The organism is Endozoicomonas sp. ALD040, assembly GCF_049275945.1.
GTDB lineage: Bacteria > Pseudomonadota > Gammaproteobacteria > Pseudomonadales > Endozoicomonadaceae > Endozoicomonas_A.
Genome location: NZ_CP184829.1, coordinates 5,326,013 through 5,348,493, shown reverse-complemented (window position 1 = coordinate 5,348,493; position 22,481 = coordinate 5,326,013). Strand labels below are relative to the sequence as shown.

Here is a 22,481-nt window from a genome sequence, read left to right as displayed (position 1 = left end):
CCTAGAATAAATAGAGGTATACCCATTCCGGATGAATCATGGATATTGAAAAACGATCCCAACAGAGTCTTGATGAGAGTAAAAACTGCATTCTTGAGGCCCAAAACCTGATGGACAAAATGGCCGCCCTGCGAGGAAAGCTAAACATCCAGGAAGGCGCAGGCAGACGCTACCTGCAAAGAATCAAGCCTGATGAAGCCAGCCTGAAAACCGCTGAAAAGGAAATTGCCAGCCAATACACCGGAAAAAGCAGCAACCCGGAAAGGAAGAAAAAGAAGCACAAGAACCTTATGAATGCCCTGCACAGACATGGCAGAGCCTGATCAGGAACACAGGCAGATTGTGATTACTGCCTGAAAGCATTGTTTTTTAACTTAAAGTCTTGGTACTCCTCCATTTGTGTTGACATAACCCACCAGAACATGAAGAGTTAGAACCTTCATAGATACAGGCTGATTTTCCTTTCGTGTTCACTATTTATCACTCTAACCAGCTTGACCTGCTTAAAGACCTGCTGATTGATCTGATACAGCGGGATCCTCTTCCCAACCCACTGGAAGACGAACAGATTCTTGTTCAGAGCCCCGGCATGGCCCAGTGGCTTCGGCAGGAGCTGGCTCAATCCATGGGCATCGCGGCATCTCTCAATTTTCCGTTGCCAGCCAGTTTTCTCTGGGACATGTTCGTCAAGGTGTTACCGGATGTCCCGGGACGTTCAGCCTTCAATAAGGAAGCCATGACCTGGAAGCTGATGTCATTGCTGCCAGACATGCTGGAAGAAGGGGCCTTCAAGCCTCTCAGGCACTATCTGGCCGATGATAGCGACAGCGTGCGGTGTTACCAGCTGGCAGGCAAGGTAGCGGATATTTTTGACCAATATCTGGTCTATCGACCGGAATGGATCGCTGACTGGGAACAGGGAAAGGATAAGACAGCAAGAGATCAGCTCTGGCAGCCTATGCTCTGGCGAGCACTGGTCTCAAGAACGTCGGAAGCGGGCCAGTCACACTGGCATCGGGCCAATATGCATCAAAGTTTTTTGAGCGCATTGGAGAACGACTCTCATAAACACTTTCTTCACAAACAAGACCTGCCCCGCAGGTTATTTGTTTTCGGAATTTCCGCACTCCCCCCGCATTTTGTAGAAACCCTGAAAGCACTGGGTCAACAAACCGACGTCCATCTCATGGTCTGCAACCCCTGCCAATACTATTGGGGTGACGAGAAAGACCCTAAATACCTGGCCAAACTGGCAACCCGGCTCTTCAGTAAACAGGTCAGTCAATCGACGGCACATAAAGCTGAGGGCGCTTCACAACAGACTGACCTGTTCGAATCCCTGGTTGATGAGCAAAGCAACCCCCTGTTAGCCTCCATGGGCAAGCTGGGCAGAGATTACATGCATCAGCTGCATGACCTGGACGCAACCGAGATCATGGCCTTTGTTGATGGTCAGGAAGATTCACTGCTGCACCGGATTCAGAAAGATATCCTGGACCTGACCGACAGAACTCTTGAAGGTCCCGTCACTATAGCCCCTGATGATCAGTCTCTGGTTTTCCATAACTGCCACAGTGCGCTCAGGGAAGTGGAAGTTCTTCATGACCAGTTGTTAAGACTGTTTGAACGAAATCCTGATCTCACACCCAGAGATGTTGTTGTCATGCTGCCTGATGTAGATCAATACAGCCCCTGGATTCAGGCTGTTTTTGGTGGACTGCCGGATCATCACAACAATCCACGCTATATCCCCTTTGCTATTTCAGATCGAAGCGCCCGCCAGGAGTTTCCTCTGCTGAAAGGCTTACTGGAGCTGCTTGACCTGGACAATCAGCGCTGTGGTGCCCAGGAAATGCTGGAATTGCTGGAAATTCCAGCCATTCAGAGACGCTTCCAGATTGATGAAAAGGGCTTTGAACTCCTGCGCCGATGGATCGCTGAATCAGGCATTCGTTGGGGATTAAGCCCTGAACACCAGAGTGGCTTTGGCGTCCCGCCAAGAGAAAGTAACTCCTGGCTCTTTGGCCTCAAGCGGATGCTGCTGGGTTATGCGCTGCCAGAAGATGCCGGACTTTTCTCGGGCATACTGTCACTGGATTCTTCACAGGGAATGAATGCGGTTCTGAGCGGAAAGTTGGCAGCTTTTGTTGAAGAAGCCTCTGAACTGATTCTGCAACTTAACGAATCTCGCTCCATTGAAAGCTGGACACTTTTTATCAATCAGATACTGGAAAACTTCTTTCAACCCGATGAAGAAGACGAATACGCACTGAAACTGGTCCGAAGCTCACTGGAACACCTGACAGAGCAAGTTCGGGATGCAGGTTATAGCGACAGGTTATCCCGGCCTGTCTTACTGGATTACCTGACAGAACGACTCACCAGCGAACGGAGCAGCCAGAAATTCCTTTCAGGCCGAGTCAATTTCTGCACCCTGATGCCCATGCGATCCATTCCTTTTAAAGTGGTGTGTCTGCTGGGTATGAATGACGGTGCTTATCCAAGAAGCATTGCTCCAGGCGGTTTTGACCTGATGACAGAAAGCCCCCGACGGGGTGATCGCTCTCGCCGTGAAGACGACCGTTACCTGTTTCTGGAAGCCTTGCTATCGGCCCGCCAGACTCTCTACATCAGTTATACGGGTCGAAGCATTAAAGACAACAGTGAACGCATACCCTCAGTACTGGTAACGGAACTGCAGGAATATTGCAGTCAGTTTTTCACCGATAGTGAAGCTTTTCAGAACCTGATCACAGAACACCGGCTACAACCCTTCAGTCAGGAGAACTTCACCCCGGACAGCGGTCTGTTCAGTTACGCCAAAGAGTGGTTACCGAATGCCAACAATCCTACTGAATCATCCGCTCCTTTTCTGGCTTCACCACTAAGCACTCGAGAAACGCCGGAAGCACTTGAAGTCCCGGAATTATTGAGATTCTTTCGTAATCCCAGCCAATATTTCTGTAACCGAAGATTAAAAGTTTTCTTCGAGCAGGAAGACACCCTGCTGGTGGAAACCGAACCTTTTGCCCTGGATGCACTGGACACCTATTGGCTCAAAACGTCCATGCTGGACACTCTTCTTGCAGATAACAGGCTGGACAGCCTCCGGGAAAAATTAAACGCCACTGGCACACTACCCCATGGTGCCTTTGGTGAGCTGCTTCTGGAAGACCAGCAGAATGCCGTCTCACCACTCGTGGAAAAGCTGAAAGATGCCACCCTTGCCCCCCTGGATGATGTTGAGGTTAATCTGTCAGTAGCCGGTATCAAGGTCACTGGCTGGCTGAAACAGCATTACTCATTTGCAGGTCAGAATTCCGGATTGCTGCGCTACCGGGCTGCAGGACTTAAGGCAAAAGACAAACTCTTCGCCTGGATTGAACATCTCTTGTATTGCGCTTCCCTGGAAAGTGAATCACATAGCGGTGGCCATACCCGGTTGATGGGACTGGACGATGAGATCCTGTTTACCCCCATTGCCCGACAACAGGCCAGAGCCTACCTTGGCGATCTGGTGTCTCTCTACCTGCAGGGGCAAACCCGACCTGTTCCTTTCTTCCCAACCACCTCACAGGCGTGGCTGGAAAAAGAAGACGACGAAGAAAAAGCACGCAAAGCGGCTGAAACGGCCTTTTATGGGGGTTTTAAGATTCATGGCGAAGTTGAGAATGTTTACATTCACAGGACGTTTCCTGAACTGGAACCCATCTTTGACGAATTTACCAACCTGAGTCGTCTTATTCTTGAGCCCATGGCCCGGACGATAGAAGTGGTTTCAAAAGGAAGCCGCAAATGACTGATACCACTCAACAGCCTGCAGCGGAAAACCAGCCCATGGCAGAAATAGCCAATCCACCACTACAGCTGGATGCCCGAACCTTCCCCCTGCATGGAAACCGCTTGATCGAAGCCAGTGCAGGAACAGGCAAAACCTACACAATTGCCAACCTTTTCCTCAGGCTGGTCCTTGGCCACGGACCTGAGCATAACCATAAAATATCAGCCCACTGTCAGCCTTTAACAGTGGACCAGATCCTGGTAGTCACCTTCACCGAAGCAGCCACTGAAGAGCTGAGAGACCGAATTCGTGCCCGGCTTCATCAGGCCAGAGAAGCGTTTGAAAAAGGTCTGAAGGATGATGACTTCATAGCAACACTGATGAACGACCTTGATCGTCACTCAGAAAGAGCAAAACTATTGCTGGCCGCAGAGCGTCAGATGGATGAGGCAGCGGTATTCACCATACACGGCTTCTGTCAGAGAATGCTGAAACAACATGCCTTTGAAAGTGGTACGCTGTTTACCAATGAGTTAATTACCGACGAATCCCACCTGCTGGAGCAGTCAGCCGCAGACTTCTGGCGCACCGAACTTTACCCACTGGACAAGCCTCTGGCACGACTGGCGCGATCTGTCTGGAAAACCCCCGGCGATCTGCTTAACGATCTGCGAGGGCTATTGGGTAAACCGGGGCTGCAAATCAAAACCGGTGCAATGCCTGATAACCTTGAACGTTTCAACCAAAAGTTTGTTGAACCCGCTGTGGCCATCAGAAATTTATGGCGTGACGATCGCAATGCCATAGAAGATCAGCTGCTGTCTTGTGGTCTGACTAAAAGAAGCAAACCTTTCACGCGAATAGCTAAAATGGCGGCTTTTGCCGATAGTGATGCCCTCTTCCCGGTTCTTGGTAAAAACGAGAGCTGGGAAATCTATGGCAGGGAGATTCTGGAAAAGGCCCTGTCCAAAAAAGGCCAACTGCCCGGACACAAGGTTTTTGGTCTCATCGAAAACATACTGGATCAGTCCACCAGCATTCAGAACGCCTTCAAAAGCATGATGCTGGCCAGAGCCCTCTCCAGCATTCAGCAGAGAAGCCACAGAATCAAAAACCAGAAGCATCAGATGTCTTTTAACGACCTTCTGACCCGACTCCATCAGGCACTGCATCAGGGTCACGGCGAACAGCTGGCAAACAGGCTGCGAATCCAGTTTCCGGTGGCCATGATCGATGAGTTTCAGGATACCGACCCACTGCAGTATGCTATTTTCAGCCGAATCTATCCCGGTCACTCAAGCCCCAACCGTGATGCCGGGCTGTTTATGATAGGCGACCCAAAACAGGCTATCTATGCTTTCAGGGGCGCCGATATTTTCACTTACATGCAGGCAAGAAAGCAGGTTTCGGCTCACTACTCACTGGATACCAACTGGCGTTCCAGCAGCAATATGGTGCAAAGTGTGAACCGGATTTTTGAGCAATGTCTCAAAACATCCGCTGACACAGGTCGCCCACCTTTTATCTACCAGGACATTCCCTTTTTATCCGTCAAACCTTCACCGAAAGCCGACCGTCAACGTCTGTTGGAAGCAAACTCTGAGGTTCCGGCTCTGACAATCTGGTGGCAGGATAATGAAGGTACTACGGTGGGCAAAACGGATTATGAGCAGATCATGACCCGGGCGACAGCCAGTGAAGTCAACCGATTGCTGAGCCAGGCTCAGGCTGCCATTCATTCAGACCAACAGCAAAAGTCTTTAAAAGCCGGAGATATTGCCATTCTGGTAAGAACCGGCCGACAAGGCCTGATGATCAGGGAAGCCCTGGCACAACAGGGGATTCCCAGTGTTTATCTGAGCAGCAGTGACTCGGTGTTTGCCTCAAATGAAGCGCTTGATGTGCTAAGAATTCTCTCTGCCTGCCTCAATCCAGGCCACGACAGAACCTTGAGATCCGCCCTGGCAACGCCATTGTTGGATCTGACGGCTGAGGCCCTGGATGCACTGAATGAAAATGAGCTTGCCTGGGAAGAAGCCGTTGAAGAGTTTTCCAACTACCACCAGATCTGGATGAAGCAGGGTGTTTTGCCCATGCTCAGAGTCATGGTGCAAAAACGCAAACTGGCAGAAAAGCTGTTAGCAAAAGACCATGGCGAGCGACGTCTGACAGACCTGTTGCATGTGGGTGAGCTGCTGGCAGCAACCAGCCTTGAGCTGGAGAGCCCCCACGCTCTGCAGAGATGGCTGTCTGAACACATCAGCAAGCCGGACACCCATGCCGATGAGCAGCAGCTGCATCTTGAAAGCGAACGCAACCGGGTCCAGATTGTCACCATCCATAAATCCAAGGGGCTGGAATACCCTGTCGTGTTTTTGCCCCATATCTGCAGTTTCAGGGAAGCGGAAGAGCCGGTTTATCATGACAGCCAGCACACCACCTTAGACCTGTCTGGTGATGATCAGGCCCTGATTAAAGCCGATGAAGAAAGACTGGCTGAAGACATTCGACTGTTGTATGTGGCACTCACCCGTTCAGTTCATCGTTGCTACATGGGCATGGCTCCCGTCAAAAGTGGTTCGGGACGAAAAGGTGATCTGACCGATCTGCACAGAACCGCCATTGGCTGGTTGTTGAACGGCCCTGAAGAGCTTGATTATGCGACGCTGGAGCAACAACTGAAACATCTGGCCGAAAGCCACCCTGGCATTGCTTTCCAGCCCGTTGAGGACCTTCAGCTACCTCATTACCAGAGCGAATCTGAAGAGACTCCTCATTTTGTCGCAGAAGAGTTCAGGGGTGACATCCAGAAGGACTGGTGGGTCACCAGCTACTCCGCATTGTCCAGAACCTCGCAGTCTCATAAAAAAGAGCAGAGTCACCACAAAGCTCAGGAGCCTGATGCCTCTCTGGAAACAGCCGGTCTGGATATCGAAGTAATCAATGAGGCAGAAGCAGCTTTTAGCAATGAGCAAGAGCCCGAAGCGGAAACATTGGATATTTTCACATTTCCAAAAGGCGCTCGACCCGGTACCTTTCTGCACGCCCTGTTCGAAAACCTCGAAGATCTGACAGCAGATACACTGAATGACCTGCCCCGGGATTTATCTGGCTATGTGCTCGAACAATTGCAAATGGAAGGCTTTGATGAGAAGTGGTGCCCTACCCTCGAAAATATGCTTGATCATTGCCTGAAAGCACCATTGAACGACAACGGACTCACTTTGGGTGATCTGCCCAAGCGTTGCAAAAAAGTCGAGATGGAGTTTTATCTGCCGGTGAGCAGGCTCAGAGCCAGGGAACTAAACGCCATCCTGCAGTCAGAAGACAGACTGTCAGCCGAGGCGGGATTACTGGACTTTGTAACCGTGAAAGGCATGTTAAAAGGCTTTATCGATCTGACCTTTGAACAAGATGGCCGCTGGTATGTTCTCGATTACAAGTCAAACTGGCTGGGTGACCAGCTCGTCGATTACACCCGGGAGAACATGCAGAAAGTCATGATTGAGCACCGATACGATCTTCAATACCAGCTCTATTCACTGGCATTGCACAGGCTACTGAGTAGCAGGCTGCCAGATTATGACTTTGAGCAACATTTCGGGGGGGGTTATTACCTGTTTCTCAGGGGTATACGAAAAGATGAGCCAGGCCAGCCGGGCATTTTCCACTGTCGCCCCAGTAAAATCCTGATTGAAAAACTGGATCGTCTTTTTTATGGAGACTCTGCCCTAAGTGAAGAAGGCTCCACCAAAACCGGAGTCTCTTCATGATCAATGCCATTAAGCATCTTTACCAACAAGGCAAGATTCGCCCCCTGGATTACCAGTTTGCCCGTTTTATTCATGAACTGGACGACACGCCCTGTGTTGTAATGGTGGCAGCCCTCATCAGTCATGAGCTGGGTCGAGGCAACCTCTGTCTGGAGTTCAGTCATTTATTCCATAAGCCATTGTTCGAATTGAGTCTGGCAAACAGCAATGCACTCAGGGCTTTAGCAGACATTGACAATCAATCCGAAGACAAGCTGATCAGTCTTCTACTCTCAAGTCCGGTTATCAGCAAGGGTAAAACCAATTCGCCTCTGATTCTGGACGCTAAGCGACTCTATCTCTATCGATACTGGCAACATGAGTGTCTGGTTGCCCGACACCTGCTCAAAGAGGGAAAACAGTCAGAAGACTTTCAGGAAACCCGAGCCATTCTGGATCGGCTGTTTCAGCGAAACTATTCCGCTCTTCTTGAGAATCGTCCCGATACCAGCGATTCGAAAGCCCTCCAGGAATACCTCATAAAATGGCTCGATGTAGAATTTCCTGAGGCCATTGACTGGCAAGAATGTATCCAGACGCTGCTGTCTGCCAGAGAGACTGGAGACCTTAAGGTTTTCGATCAAACAATCCCGCAACACTATTGCCTGAACTGGCAGAAAGTTGCAGCGGCCATGGCAGCGACTCAACCCCTGGTCATCATCAGCGGTGGACCCGGTACAGGTAAAACAACAACGGTCACAAGACTGCTGGCCATGCTGGTTGAGAAAGGACTGAAGAGTGACAAAATACCGGACATCCGACTGGTGGCACCCACTGGTAAAGCCTCTGCCCGGCTCACTGAATCGATGGGGGGCGCCCTGCCCGCTCTTCACTGCAATGAAGAGGTGCGTAAGTTGATCCCAACTCAGGCAGGAACGATTCATCGGCTCTTGGGTGTTATCCCTAACCGCCCGGAATTTCGCCACAACGCCAACAACCCACTGCATCTGGATGTTCTGGTGGTGGATGAAGCCTCTATGGTTGATCTGACACTCATGCGTCAGCTGCTGGACGCACTGCCTGACCATGCCCGAGTTATTCTGCTGGGTGACAGAGATCAGCTGGCTTCTGTGGATGCTGGCAGTGTGCTGGGTGATATTTGTTCCGCTGCCGAAGGTGGTTACTCACAGGCCCAGGCTAATACACTGGAACAATTAACCGGCTTTGATCTGAAATCATGGACAAGACGACAAATGTCCACAGTAAAAGAGAACGCTATGACAGCCTGTTTTTCAGAAAAAAGTCGGGCTATCAATGACCGCTTCTGTCAGCTTCAGAAAAGTTACCGATTTGATGACCGATCGGGCATAGGCACGCTGGCCAAAGCCGTCAACAAAGGCGACACCAGACTTATAAAGGAGATATTTCAGCAAACATTTGCTGATATTGCCCTGCACCCTGTAGACGATAGCAGCTACTCCCAACTGATGTCACTCTGTGCACAGGGCTATACCCCCTATCTTCAGGCCATTAATGATCAGCAAGATGAAAAAACAGTTCTCGCTGCCTTTAACCATTTACGCTTGCTCTGTGCATTGCGGGAAGGACGCTGGGGTGTTGAAGGACTCAATGATGGCATTCGCTCAGCTCTGGCAAGGAGCAACCTGATTCCATCAGAAGGCTTATGGTATCCGGGCCGCCCGGTTCTGATTACCCGAAATGCCCATGACCTCGGCCTGTACAACGGTGATATTGGCATTGCTCTTCCTGATTGCAATGGCCGCCTGAAAGTGGTCTTTGAATTACCCGACGGTAGCCTCAAACATCTATTGCCCAGTCGCTTGCCAGAGCACCAGACGGTCTTTGCCATGACCATACACAAAAGCCAGGGGTCAGAATTCCCCCACACCGTCATGGCACTTCCAGAACAGATGACACCGGTTCTTACCCGGGAACTGGTTTATACCGGCATCACCCGGGCCAAGGCCAGACTGGATCTGTTTGCACTGCCGCAGATTCTGGTCAAAGCCATTCAACAGAAGACCCTGCGTTCATCAGGATTGAAAGACCGACTCATTAACCATTAAAGCCCCTGAAATTGCTGTTATGACCAAGAAAATCTACGTTATTTACACCGGCGGCACCATCGGCATGAAACCCACTGATTCGGGTTATGCCCCCTCTGGTAATATGCAGGCGCTTCTGGATGAAAAACTGCCTCCCCACGTCCGTCAGGGTCTGCCCGACTTTGACCTGGTGGAGTATGGGGAGTTGATCGACTCCAGTAATATCTGCCCAAAAAACTGGAAGCAGATAGCAACGGACATTGCTGATCACTATGAAGACTACGATGGTTTTGTGGTTCTGCACGGTACCGACACCATGGCATTTTCCAGCTCCATGCTGTCTTTTATGCTTCGCAATCTGGATAAACCGGTTGTCTTTACCGGCTCCCAGATCCCTCTGTGTGAACCTCGTAGTGACGGACTGGAAAACTTTGTCGGCGCCCTGAGTATCGCCGCTGATGAGCGCATCAATGAAGTATGCCTGTACTTTAACGGTCGTTTAATGCGCGGCAACCGGGCTCGCAAACAAAACGCCTATCTTTTTGATGCTTTTGACTCTCCCAACTTCCCCTGGTTGGGACGTGCCGATATCAATATCGAGATCAATGATCTACTGTTGTTGAAGCCTGAAAAAAAACCAGAATTTCATCTTGAATGCTCTGAAGATACCCAGGTCGGCATTGTGCAACTCTTCCCCGGTATCACAGCCCAGTGGCTGGAAGCGGCCCTGAACCAGCCTCAAAAAGCCTTTATCATAAGGACTTATGGCACAGGGAATGGCCCTGATGACGACCCGGCCCTGCTGAACGCACTGAAAAAGGCGACAGATGCCGGAAAAATCATCGTCAATCTGACCCAATGCCACAGGGGCGCTGTCCATCAAGGCAGTTATGCCGCAGGCTCTGCACTGGCCAAAGCGGGGGTAACTGGTGGTCTGGACACCACGACTGAAGCCATGTTCTGTAAGCTTCATCACTTACTGTCAAAAGGCCTCTCAACACAAGAGATCAGAGAACTGGTCGGAAAGAGTATTTCTGGTGAGCTGACGATCTGAAAAAAGATGAGGACTTTCGAGTCCTCATTCAGTCGCTATCATGGCAGCTGCCAGTCGATGGGCTGAACGCCTCTGGAAGTCAGATAATCATTAGCCTGCGAGAAAGGTCGGCTGCCAAAGAAGCCCCGATGTGCTGACAGTGGCGAAGGGTGCACAGTCTGCAATACCCGATGTTTGCTGCGGTCAATGAATTGCCCTTTACGCTGGGCATAACTACCCCAGAGGATAAACACCAGCCCTTCTCTCTTATTGTTCAGCTCTGCAATCACTCTGTCGGTAAACTGCTCCCAGCCTCGCTTTTGATGGGAAGCAGCCTGCTTGTGTTCAACAGTCAAGACGCTGTTGAGCAGCAAAACCCCTTGCTCAGCCCAGTGTTCCAGGCAACCGTGACTGGCTGGGGGAATCCCGAGATCATTTTGCAGCTCTTTGTACATATTGATCAGTGAAGGAGGAATACGAACATCTGGACGCACCGAGAAACTAAGTCCATGAGCCTGACCCGGGCCATGATAGGGGTCCTGTCCAAGAATCACCACCTTGACCTGTTCAAAAGGTGTCAGCTCCATAGCCCGAAAATATTCACTGCCCTTAGGATAAATCGTTTTACCAGCGGCCTTTTCATTCAACAGAAAGCTACGCAAAACCTGCATATACTCCTTGTTGAACTCACTCTGCAAATGAGACTTCCAGGAGGGCTCCAGTCTGATTTCCTGCATAGGACTTCCCCGGTTCTGTAAATATTAACAATAAGAGTTGAATGATAATCGAGTCAGCAAGTAACTGACCAGTTGGTTTTGCATATAGTGGCGAGTGGATTTCTTCATCCCTCGTGGCACAGCCACGGCCCCATAGCCAGGGCAGGTTAACAGAATTGAAACGCAGAAGGATCGATTAAGACGTCGCCCAGAGAGGCAGAACCAACAAGGCAGGCACTTATACATACGATTGATGTTAAACTGACTTGATAAAATAGTTTCGTACACCCGTTAGCAGAGAGGTGTACGGTATTTTTAACTTTACAGAATGCCTGTTGACAGTCCGTGATTAATCAATGTTTGAACATCAACATTATCTGGCGATGTAGTCTTTCTTTAATCGGTGTCATATCCAGTCCACCTTTCTGCAACAGCCCCTCATACTCAACCTGCGCAATGAACGAGGCAAGCAGTTGTGCATCGGTTTCTGGCTGTGAAGAGCCTGTACGCCTGAAGAGTGAAGTCAGGCTGTTCAACAGATAGGTCTGATGTTTAAAAGCGATGGGACGCAGATTTTCATTTCTCAGGCACTCCAGCTGGAAAGCCCGCTCTGCGATCAGGTAATCACGATGCTCAGTCAGCTGGTTGCCAACATAATCAACGGCCAGATCCAGCATCTGATCAACAAACTGATCCCTGGAATCACTGGAGTCATCCAGCAGTGAAAGCGCTTTTTGCAGCTGATCATCAGACTCTTCCCAGAATGCCTTGAAAGTTTCAGCCCCCATTTCCACAAACAGGGTAAAGGTGTCTGTTATGAGGTCGGAAATATCTTTGAAGTAATAAGTAGTCGCAGAGAGAGGTACTTGAGCTTCTTTAGCGACTGCGCGGTGTCTTACACCACGAACGCCATCTCTTACTACGATTCTCAGTGCTGCCTCCAGTATGGTTCGACGGCGCTGTTCACTATTGGCCCGACTGGTTTTACGCCCTTGGTATTTCAGAGTTCCATTTCCGAGAGCTGCTCCTTCATTCCGGGCCATCTGCGTTAGGACGCAGTTTCTTTCGTCACTGTACGTTGCTTCCATGATTAAATGCCTTGCAGTTGCCTGTTAGTCTTAAGACGTTTGAAACCCTCGCTTGAAAGAGAGGTTTCAGCTACGCCAATCTTCTTGTACTTCAGCCTGAAAATGACGGTTAAAGTGTCATTGTCCAGGCTTGGTCAATGGCCGCTGAAGACTGGGCTGCAGGCTAGGAGGCAGACAGATCAACTGTCTGCCATGATTCCAGCCGGGATTACTGCTGGGGTCGCATGTGCGGGAACAACAGTACATCACGGATAGAAGGTGCATCAGTAAACAGCATGACCAGACGGTCTATGCCGATACCTTCGCCCGCCGTTGGCGGCAAACCGTACTCCAGAGCGTTGATGTAGTCTGCATCGAAATGCATGGCTTCATCATCACCAGCGTCTTTTTCTGTGACTTGCTGATGAAAACGCTCAGCCTGATCTTCAGAGTCGTTCAACTCGGAGAAACCATTGGCCACTTCACGACTGCCCACGAAAAACTCAAAGCGGTCAGAAATGAATGGATTGTCATCATTACGACGAGCCAGAGGCGAAACCTCTGTCGGGTATTCGGTAATGAATGTCGGATCCATCAGCCGGTGTTCAACCGTTTCCTCAAATATTTCGATCTGAACCTTGCCCAGGCCCCAGGTACCCTTGACCTCGATACCCAGCTTTTCCGCAACCCGGGTTGCTGAATCAATCGTATCGATGTCAGCAGCCTCAAGATCCGGATTGAAGTGCAGTATAGAATCGAAAACGGACATACGCACAAATGGCTTGCCGAAATCGATCTCCTTACCCTGGTAAGTCACTGAGGTTCCACCGGTCACGTCTTTTGCCAGACGCTTAAAGAGGGCTTCCGTGTGATCCATCATATCAATGTAGTCTGCGTAAGCCTGATAGAACTCAATCATCGTAAATTCAGGGTTATGACGTGTAGACAATCCTTCGTTACGAAAGTTCCGATTAATTTCAAACACCCGTTCAAATCCGCCCACCACCAGACGCTTCAAATAGAGCTCTGGAGCAATACGCAAGTACATATCAATATCCAGCGCATTATGATGAGTCACGAACGGACGAGCGCTTGCACCACCCGGTATCACCTGTAGCATCGGGGTTTCCACTTCCATGTAATCCTGCTCATGGAAATAGTCACGAATCACCTGAACAATACGGGAACGAACACGAAATGCTTCCCGGGACTCTTCGCGGGTAATCAGGTCCACATAACGCTGACGATAACGCATTTCGGTGTCGGTCAGCCCCTTGTGCTTCTCGGGCAATGGGCGCAGGGATTTGGTCAGCAACTCAACCTGCTCCATGTCGACATAAAGATCCCCCTTGCCGGAACGCTGCAGGGTGCCTTCAGCACCGATGATGTCACCCAGGTCCCAGGTCTTGGCTTCCTTCAGCACTTCTTTAGCCAGCACCTTGCGATTCACGTACACCTGGATACGACCAGACATATCCTGAATTTCCATGAATGCACCACGGTTCAGCATGATACGGCCAGCTATCTTGACCTTCTTTCCAGCTTCCAGCAGCGCTTCCTTGCTGGCATCTGCAAACTCTTTTTGAAGATCAGCAGCCAGTGCATCACGACGGAATTTGTTTGGAAAAGCGACCCGTTCAGCACGAATGGCAGTGAGTTTTTCTCGGCGAAGAGCCACCAGCCGGTTCTCTTCCTGGGTATCTAAGATCTGTTCTTCAAACATAGTTTCTCCGGTTCAACCCCAGGGGGGGGCGGGAGTTAACAGTTGCCTGCTACTCCTTTGCGTAAACTTTTGCGTAAACTGTTCTCTGCCAACGGCTGACTTTAAAGGCCTTTCTTGAGACTTGCCTCGATAAACTTATCGAGATCTCCGTCAAGAACGGCCTGGGTATTTCGGGTTTCCACGCTGGTTCTCAAATCCTTGATTCGGGAATCATCCAGAACGTAGGAACGAATCTGACTGCCCCAACCAATATCGGACTTGGAATCTTCCAGAGCCTGGGCGTCAGCACTGCGCTTCTGCATCTCCAGCTCATACAGCTTGGCTTTTAACTGCTGCATAGCCTTGTCCTTGTTCTGATGCTGGGAACGCTGATTCTGACACTGCACCACAATACCGGAGGGCTCGTGAGTAATACGAACCGCAGAATCGGTGGTGTTTACGTGCTGACCACCGGCACCACTGGAGCGGTAGGTATCAATTCGAAGGTCGGCCGGATTAATCTCAATCTCGACATTATCGTCTATCTCCGGAGAGACAAAAACCGATGAGAAGGAGGTATGACGACGGTTACCAGAATCAAATGGAGACTTTCGTACCAGACGATGCACACCTGTTTCTGTTCTCAACCAGCCAAAAGCATATTCACCGGTAAACTGAACCGTAGCCGACTTGATACCAGCTACTTCGCCCGCAGATACTTCAATGATTTCTGTTTTGAAGCCTTTCTGCTCACCCCATCGCAGGTACATCCGCAACAGCATATTGGCCCAGTCCTGGGCCTCGGTACCACCGGAACCCGACTGAATGTCCAGATAGGCATTGTTGGGGTCCATTGCCCCGGAAAACATACGCCGGAATTCCAACTCTGCCAGTTTTTCGCCCAGCTGGTCCAGCTCTTCCACAACGCCTTCGACGCCGTCTTCGTCCTGCTCTTCCACCGACATTTCCAGCAGTTCAATGGAATCTTCCAGGCCTGATGTCAGCTGATCAATGGTAGCAACGATGCCTTCCAGCATGGAACGCTCTTTGCCCAGGGCCTGGGCACGCTCCGGTTCATTCCAGACATCCGGATCTTCAAGCTCCCGCTCTACTTCCTGCAGACGCTCACTCTTGTGAGCGTAGTCAAAGATACCCCCTAAGCACGTCAGTACGCGCTGTCAGATCCTTAATACGCTCCTTGATAGGGTTTACTTCAAGCATGGTTTATCGCTCAATATCGTTCAGTGTTCGATGAAAAATCGGGAAATATCACTTCGGCTGTCGGTATTGACCATGAGTAAGGCAAATGCCTGAACAGGAACAGAACCGGATGGCTTGCCCCGGGCAGTGACAGGAAAGAATGATTTCCACAATAAAAAACAGCCGACCATTCTACCTGATCAGCCCAAGTGTTGGAATGAGAGAAAAACAAAAGCCAACCCCCGAATGTCTGGTCAGGAGACTATTCAGGGAACATTTTCAGCATCTGGCAGTCAAATGTAATGAGAACAGAAAAAAAGCAACCAACAAGAGGTATACATCATGATCAAACAGAAATTGACGGCCCTGGCCCTGATACTGCCCCTGACCGCTGTAGCCCTGTCCGGCTTTGCTGATGAAGAAGAGCCAAAGCAGGATGAGAGCAATAAAAGCGAGAAGGTTCTGATCCTTCAAAGCCTGATGGCTAAAAATGAAGAGACAAACACCGAAGAAGAGTCTGCGGAGGATGAAAAACCATCGACAGAACAAAACAACCGTTTTGAGCTGCTGTAAAAAGATGGCGAAGCCGGAACAAAGTCAAAAGCTGGCATCCGGCAACTGCTTCTGCCGTCGATGAACCCCATCGACAGCAGAATCAACGCTCTCTGCAAGATTCAGAAAACTGCATGCTCTATGGCTCTTCTGAAAGGCGGCAGAGAGTCCAGAATCATACGACCATACCTGGCTGTGACCACTCTTCGATCCAGCAGGGTGATCTGGCCGGTATCCTGCTCTGTTCTTAACAAACGACCGCAGGCCTGTACCAGCTTGATGGCTGCATCTGGAACGGTTATTTCCATAAACGGATTCCGACCCTGAGCCTCAAGCCATTCTGACAGCGCCGATTCCACAGGATCATCGGGAACCGCAAAAGGAATTTTGGCGATAATAACATGCTCACAATATTCACCAGGCAGGTCGATCCCTTCCGCCAGACTGGCCAGACCGAAGAGAATACTGTCTTTGCCTTCATCAATATGCTTGCGATGCAGTTTCAGAAGTTCCGCCCGGGAATAATCATCCTGCAAAAGGATCTTCTTGCGCCAGGCATCATCGAGACCAAAATGCACATCTTTCATCTGCTTGCGTGATGAAAAAAGTACCAATGTACCTTTTTGTCTGGCCATCAGATCGGGCAGCTTCTCAACGATTTCTTCCGTGTGCTCTTCACTCTGACGAGGATCAGACAACATACCCGGTACCACCAGCTGTGCAGCGAGACTGTGCTGAAAAGGGCTGGGAACCACAACGCAACGGGATTCAGACGGAACCCCTGAGCGCATACGGAAACGATTGAAGTTGCCCAATGCAGTGAGTGTGGCCGACGTAACAATCGATGCATAACCCGGATTCCAGAGCGTCTGCCAGAGTGTTGCCGAAGACAGTATTGGGCTGCTGAAAGCCTCCAGTTCCTCACCAAAGGGCCCTTCACTCCACTTCAGCCAGCGGGCACTGGGTGGCTCACCCTCAGGGTCTTTCATGGTGTAGGTCAACCAGAGCTTAAACTGGTTTTCCAGACGCATTTGCATTGCACCCATTTCCGGATACAGTTGCTCGGCCTGCCAACGGTCAATACCCGGGACATCACCGTCCATGGCATCGTCCAGTTCCCTGGTAATTTTTTCTACCATACCACTGCAACGACTGAAACCGGCTTTGAGTACTTCAGCCTGCTGACGAAGTGCTTCAGGTATTTTCCCTTGCTCAAAGCGATAGACAGCAACCGTCGTATCACCCTGAATTCGAGGTTCAAAGGTTGCAACACCCTGTAACAGAGTATGGGTGTGACCCAGGGCATTCACCAGTTCATCAAACTCAGGCATGAGTTTTTCGAGTCTTTCACCCAACTCACCGGGCAAGGCGTTTTGGGACAGGGTTTTCTGTAGAGACTTACTGGCTTTCTCCAGCCAGCTGGCCGTTCCTTTTATTCTCGAATGACAGGCGAAATGATCGATCGCCTTGTCAGGCAGATGATGGCCCTCATCGAAGACGTAAACGGTATCTTTCGGATCAGGCAGAATAGCGCCACCGCCCAGGGCCAGATCAGCCAGCACCAGATCATGATTGGTTACCACCACATCGGCCTGTTCAAGATCTGCCCGGGCTTTATAGAAAGGACACTGATTGAAATAGCCACAGCGGCGGCCACTGCACTGGGAATGATCCGTGGTAATCATTCGCCATTGTTGATCTTCCAATGCATCGGGCCAGCTGTCGCGATCACCCTCCCAACTGGAAGCGGCAAAGTCTTCCAACATAGTTTGATAGAGCTTCAGGGAAGTCTCGTCCTGCGCCAGTGTGAAACCTTCTGCGGCAAACATATCCATTAATGAGGCCGTTGACTGCTCTTCCTGCAACAACCGATCAAGCTTGCTAAGACAAGCATACCGCCCACGACCCTTGGCCAGGGTAAAAGAGAACTTAAGTCCGGTTTTCAGGATAATATCGGGCAGGTCCTTGCCGATAATCTGCTCCTGCAGCGTCACAGTGGCTGTTGAGATTACCAGTCTTTTATCAGCAGCCTGCGCCATCACCACAGCAGGCAGAACATAGCCCACTGTTTTACCGGTACCGGTACCAGCCTCGACGACAATCACGGAAGGATCCGAGGTTCTGCGCCCTTCACTGTCGGTCTTGACCTCACCCAGGGAACGGGCGACTTCTGCAATCATCTGTTTCTGACCGGGCCGGGCCTTCAGCTTTTTGCTGGCCAGAAACGTGCTGTAAGCCTTCTGGATCTTTTTTTTCTGTGAATCTTCAAGCACTGTGCTGATCACCCACCGGCTGGGTTGGAATTTTTTTCATCAGACTCATCAGGTGAAAGCCGCCAAAGATCAGAATCATGTAGCGATCTTTCATGGACAGCGGCGCGCCCATAGCGGCAAAACGGCGACTGAAGAAGAAATGCTCTGCCGTGTGCAACAGCAGCAACAGGGGCGCAGCCCAATTCAATACGGACCCCATGGGTTCTGCCACGGGCACAAAGAGATTCCACAGTGCTGAAAGCCAGAATAAAACCACCACCGCTTTGCCAAAGCCCATGTATCTGATCCTGTAATTTAAGTAAAATGATATTCTATCGAAAACCCATCACTCCTGCTCGAAGAATTCTATGACTGAAAACAGCCCTGAGCTTAAAAACAGCCTTGAGCACAAACATCCTTATTCAGACGCCTCTATCAACCATTGCCCTTGTGGTTCAGGCCAAACCTATAAAGCATGCTGTGGCCCTTACCATTCGGGGCAAGCGGCTCCAACCGCAGAAGCCCTGATGCGTTCCCGCTTTTCAGCCTATTATCTTAAAAACACGGATTATCTGCTGGCCACCACCTGGCAGCGCCAGATCAATGGCTTGGATAAAGCCGACATTCACCGAGAGACAGACGCCACCCGGTGGACCCGACTGGACCTGGTCAGCACTGAAGCTGGCGGCAGTGCTGACAGCCGGGGAAAAGTGGAATTCAAAGCCTGGTTCCTGAACCCCGCCACCGGCAGGGAAGAAGCGCACCATGAGCACTCAGACTTCATCAGGGAACAGGGTCACTGGTATTTTATTTATCCGGATATACCTGCCAGACTGCCTGGAAGAAACGACCCTTGTCTCTGCGGCAGTGGCAAAAAATACAAAAAGTGCTGCGGTTGATTCTCTCTCAGCTTTATCAAAAGACAGCAAAATTTAATTAAGAGAGGTGAGGTGAAACTTGTTTTTAATTGCTAAACCTTCCGGTTCAACCTGCCAGTACACTGTCGTTCTTGTGTTGCTCTGTTTACTGTTGCTGCCCTTACAACTACTGGCTTTGACTTGTCACAAATGCGGCTTCAATTACAATCGAAAAGACTTCTCGTTCTGCCCAATGTGTGGGGAAGAAGCTGAAAATGAAGATCTTCTGCATCGCACAATGCCTTCCCAATCAGCAGCGCCAGTAAGTCCTGGTGCACAGGTGGATGAATCGCTGAGAAATCTGGAGTTTGCCGTAAAAGTATTTAGCCGTGCAGCCCCCAATATTCCTGAAAATTTTGTATTATCCCCTGATAGTCTTTTTCAGACACTGGCATTGTTAGTATTAAATGCGGGTCCTGACGGTGCGATCGAGCAATGGCGTCAAAATTGTCTGAGTGAGGATCATTCTAAGCCATCCGGTGCAGCAGCCCATGAACAGAACAAAAACCCTTCTTCGATTATCTTGCTCGCAGCCAGTCAACCTGAGGCTGTGGCAGTTTATAGAGAGAGACTTAAACAAATACACGACGATTTTCGTGGTAAAATCAACTTGATGAGCCTCACGCCTATGCATGGCCTGGCCCAAGAACTCAACGGACTATTTTACCAATTAACCCATGATATGATGCAACGTTTATGCAGCCCCATCGCTTGGCCCTTATCAACATACATGGAACTCATGACTTCGATTTACTTCACAGGGCTGTTGGAAAGGTCTCGCGGGACCGAAAATGCAGCTTTATTTACCTTACCCGATGGTCAGGCCGCCGTTGTAGACAGAATTATGAATGGAGAAATCAATCCTTCCCGGTACGCACATCACAATGATTGGGAAGCAGTTACCTTTCCCTACCGGAGAGATGATGAAATAATTTTGGTCTTACCCCCGCCAGAAACAATGCTAAGAGCAGTCACATCAAAAATAATAACGGCATTATTTTCATCATTAGACTCCGACGAATCCTTTTCATCCAGCTTAACGATGACTCCCGGACTTCCACCCTCTAAAATTGCTAAGAACACTGACTTGAGCGAAGCTTTACGTCCATCAGGTTCAGGTTTACTTTCTGTTGTTACCACCGATCTGAGTTCAGGCGCTATGCCAGCTCTGTCGTTTCCTATGAATGCCTTTAGTAATCAAGAAGCCCCGGACGCAGCTCTAACCAATACTGATTCTAACAGAAACCGTGAAGGAGATAGAATACAATCAATCCGATTTGATCGACCCTTTCTTTATATATTGCGTAATAAAATAACAAAAAGAATCAACCTCATTGGCAGATACTTCTTTCCACCGGACTCAGGGACAAGCTCTTCAAGAAAAACAAAAAAACAAAAAAAACAACAAATAAAAAAATAAAAATAAAAATCAAAAATAAGACACCCATAAAAAAAAGGCCTCGTCAGCAAAAAAAAATAAAAAATAAAAAAATAAGACACCCATAAAAAAAATAAGACACCCATAAATAAACAAAAATAAGACACCCATAAAACAAAAATAAGACACCCATAAAAAAAAGGCCTCGTCAGAAAAAAATAAGACACCCATAAAAAATGTCACTTCAAGGGAAAAAATAAAAAAATAAGACATTCAAAAATCTGTACTCCCAAAAAGGATCAGAAAAATCTATCTTCAAGTAGCGTATCAACGAGCCACACAGCGCCACCCAACGAACAGAGGCTGTTCAAGCCATAATTCAGACAATGCAAATTCATTCCGACATAAGTCGAAGAGAGATAAAGAGAGGGTCTTTGACGTCTTAACTGATTTCTACGCTAACCTGTCAGGTACAAACGACTGCAGGCGTTTAAACCTCGAAGCCACTTCTGTCCGGCTTCAAGTGCATAAGCCTTCATCGCCTCCAGACGGCCAACTGCCCGATAAAAACGATTATTCCATTGCATGGTTTTCAGCCACTCATCCGGATCAATTTCCAATCTTTCAAGAATAGGAGGGGTACACGACGGGATGGAACCTTTCTTGTCTGTCCTGACAATGCGGCCACTCCAGTCAACCAGTTCCAGATAGTCGTGAAGAAGGTATGGAAGGGCAACATCCGTATTCTGGCCCTGCAAACAAAAAGGTTTCAGGGTCAGCGGCTGATTTTTAGTCTCAGAGTGTGTAACCTGCTCCACGCGTTCCTGAATCGACGTGTAGTCTGATTCTTCCGGTGTTTCTACCTTACCAGCCCGAATCGGATTCAAGTCAACATAGGTCATACAGGTCAGTAACGCTGCTTCGTCCAGTAATGCCTGGCTTTTAAAGCGACCTTCCCAGAAGCGTCCTTTACATTCGTCTTCTTTGTTGGCCTCACGAGCAAGATATTCATTCAGGCAGCGCATAAACCAGCTGATATCCGTTAAACGACGCCGGTATTCCTCAGCATATTCATCAATACGGGACAACTCAGCGCTGCCCAGTTTGTCAGCGGCCAGATGCCTTTGCACCAAAAGCGGACCTCTGAACAAGGTCGTCCAACGGTGAAGCACTTGATTCCGTGACCAGCCTCTGGCAGATGACTGATTGATGTGCAAAACCACATGATAATGATTCGACATGATAGCGTAAGCACAGACTTCGATAGCAAAGACTGAAACCAGTTCCCGGAGTTTATCCACCACCCACTGGCGGCGATGCTCGTAGTTCTTGCCAGTCAGGTGGTTCTCTCCACAGAGGTAAGCCTGACGAACACATCTTGCCATGCAGTGGTAATAAGGCGTTGAGCCGGGGTCAATCAGAGTATTGCGGGCCTGAGCCATGGACTCACCTGTTTGGGTAAAAAATCAGTGATGGGTGAAAAAGTAGACCAGGTGGATGGTAAAGCAAGTTTATGGGTGTCTTTTTAATTAATTTTCTTTTTAATTAATTTCTATCATGTACTGGGCAAGCTGCCCGAACCAGAAATGCCCCACAGATTTTGCTGACGAGGCAACTTTTTAAACTGACCGTCAAATCCAATGGCTATGTAATTACCCGACGAGTGGATTGAATTCTGGATGGGATACAACCAGGAAACTATCCTATATTGAATTTCAGATTTCGTATTCAGTTGATCGCATCCATAGGGCAAGGGTTCGGTAGACAGAGAGGTTATGGCAAGTAAAAAACCTTAAACCAAGGTAAGAAGGTACAGACGTGGTTTTGCTCAGTCATTTTTTCAATTCAGTCTGCCATTACAGGATCCTTATGGTATTGCTCTGCATATTCTATTTATCGTTGCCAGCCTCACACCTTCTGGCTGTGACTTGTGGAAATTGCGGTCTGAATTACGATGATGAAACCCTTTCATCCTGCCAAACACCGTCGTGTAACATAGAAGCTGAGAGTGAGCCCCCTCAACATGACACAGCACCTCCTGAAAGGGCAACACCAGTTAACCCTG

At 49.4% G+C, this 22,481-nt stretch carries 16 protein-coding genes; 8 read left to right on the top strand and 8 right to left on the bottom strand.

All coding sequences use genetic code 11. The features are described from left to right. Nucleotides 1-38: 38 nt before the first annotated feature. From ACOJUN_RS19335 to ansA, 5 genes are all read left to right on the top strand, one after another. Nucleotides 39-323: a hypothetical protein gene (locus ACOJUN_RS19335; RefSeq protein ID WP_317141800.1), complete on the top strand. Its 285-nt coding sequence runs from the start codon at nt 39-41 to the stop codon at nt 321-323. Nucleotides 324-466: 143 nt separating this feature from the next. Continuing rightward, nucleotides 467-3,799: an exodeoxyribonuclease V subunit gamma gene (gene recC, locus ACOJUN_RS19330; RefSeq protein WP_422133523.1), complete on the top strand. Its 3,333-nt coding sequence runs from the start codon at nt 467-469 to the stop codon at nt 3,797-3,799. Then, nucleotides 3,796-7,554: an exodeoxyribonuclease V subunit beta gene (gene recB, locus ACOJUN_RS19325; protein WP_422133522.1), complete on the top strand. Its 3,759-nt coding sequence runs from the start codon at nt 3,796-3,798 to the stop codon at nt 7,552-7,554. Before recC ends, recB begins: the two co-directional genes overlap by 4 nt. Then, nucleotides 7,551-9,620: an exodeoxyribonuclease V subunit alpha gene (gene recD / locus ACOJUN_RS19320; RefSeq protein ID WP_422133521.1), complete on the top strand. Its 2,070-nt coding sequence runs from the start codon at nt 7,551-7,553 to the stop codon at nt 9,618-9,620. The genes recB and recD overlap by 4 nt, the downstream gene beginning before the upstream one ends. A gap of 19 nt (nt 9,621-9,639) precedes the next feature. Continuing rightward, nucleotides 9,640-10,653, top strand: coding sequence for an asparaginase (gene ansA, locus ACOJUN_RS19315; protein ID WP_422133520.1), 1,014 nt, complete (start codon nt 9,640-9,642; stop codon nt 10,651-10,653). A gap of 38 nt (nt 10,654-10,691) precedes the next feature. Here the strand turns inward: ansA and ung are convergent, their stop codons facing one another. From ung to ACOJUN_RS19290, 5 genes are all read right to left on the bottom strand, one after another. Continuing rightward, on the bottom strand, nt 10,692-11,369 hold the full coding sequence (gene ung / locus ACOJUN_RS19310) for a uracil-DNA glycosylase (protein WP_422133519.1): 678 nt from the start codon (nt 11,367-11,369) through the stop codon (nt 10,692-10,694). Nucleotides 11,370-11,701: 332 nt separating this feature from the next. Then, nucleotides 11,702-12,436, bottom strand: a complete 735-nt coding sequence (locus tag ACOJUN_RS19305) for a TetR/AcrR family transcriptional regulator (protein WP_422133518.1) — start codon at nt 12,434-12,436, stop codon at nt 11,702-11,704. 208 nt (nt 12,437-12,644) lie between these two features. Then, entirely contained in the window at nt 12,645-14,138 is a 1,494-nt protein-coding gene (gene lysS / locus ACOJUN_RS19300) for a lysine--tRNA ligase (RefSeq protein ID WP_422133517.1), read from the bottom strand. Nucleotides 14,139-14,239: 101 nt separating this feature from the next. Continuing rightward, nucleotides 14,240-15,338, bottom strand: a protein-coding gene (gene prfB / locus ACOJUN_RS19295) for a peptide chain release factor 2 (protein WP_422133516.1) whose coding sequence is annotated in 2 segments (ribosomal slippage) — nt 14,240-15,262 and nt 15,264-15,338 — 1,098 coding nt in all. Because the reading frame shifts where the segments join, the coding sequence is not laid out codon by codon here. Nucleotides 15,339-15,358: 20 nt separating this feature from the next. Further along, complete coding sequence (locus ACOJUN_RS19290) at nt 15,359-15,508, bottom strand: hypothetical protein (protein ID WP_422133515.1); 150 nt, start codon at nt 15,506-15,508, stop codon at nt 15,359-15,361. A gap of 151 nt (nt 15,509-15,659) precedes the next feature. Between ACOJUN_RS19290 and ACOJUN_RS19285 the strand changes: the two genes are divergently transcribed. Beyond that, a complete protein-coding gene (locus ACOJUN_RS19285; protein WP_422133514.1) occupies nt 15,660-15,890 on the top strand; it encodes a hypothetical protein in 231 nt (76 codons plus the stop codon). A 101-nt stretch (nt 15,891-15,991) separates the two neighbouring features. Here ACOJUN_RS19285 and dinG read toward each other — a convergent pair whose 3' ends face one another. Continuing rightward, nucleotides 15,992-18,142, bottom strand: a complete 2,151-nt coding sequence (dinG, locus tag ACOJUN_RS19280) for an ATP-dependent DNA helicase DinG (protein WP_422133513.1) — start codon at nt 18,140-18,142, stop codon at nt 15,992-15,994. Beyond that, nucleotides 18,135-18,419 (bottom strand): DUF1145 domain-containing protein, encoded by a 285-nt coding sequence (locus ACOJUN_RS19275; protein ID WP_422133512.1) that lies wholly within the window; start codon nt 18,417-18,419, stop codon nt 18,135-18,137. Before ACOJUN_RS19275 ends, dinG begins: the two co-directional genes overlap by 8 nt. A gap of 70 nt (nt 18,420-18,489) precedes the next feature. On the opposite strand from ACOJUN_RS19275, the gene ACOJUN_RS19270 reads away from it, so the two are divergent. Together ACOJUN_RS19270 and ACOJUN_RS19265 are read left to right on the top strand one after the other, a co-directional pair. Beyond that, nucleotides 18,490-19,020, top strand: a complete 531-nt coding sequence (locus ACOJUN_RS19270) for a YchJ family protein (RefSeq protein ID WP_422133511.1) — start codon at nt 18,490-18,492, stop codon at nt 19,018-19,020. Nucleotides 19,021-19,078: 58 nt separating this feature from the next. Beyond that, the gene (locus ACOJUN_RS19265; protein ID WP_422133510.1) at nt 19,079-20,458 is read left to right on the top strand and encodes a serpin family protein; all 1,380 of its coding nucleotides are present in this window, start codon (nt 19,079-19,081) and stop codon (nt 20,456-20,458) included. A 416-nt stretch (nt 20,459-20,874) separates the two neighbouring features. Here ACOJUN_RS19265 and ACOJUN_RS19260 read toward each other — a convergent pair whose 3' ends face one another. After that, nucleotides 20,875-21,858: a transposase gene (locus tag ACOJUN_RS19260; protein WP_422133509.1), complete on the bottom strand. Its 984-nt coding sequence runs from the start codon at nt 21,856-21,858 to the stop codon at nt 20,875-20,877. Between the last annotated feature and the right edge of the window lie 623 nt (nt 21,859-22,481).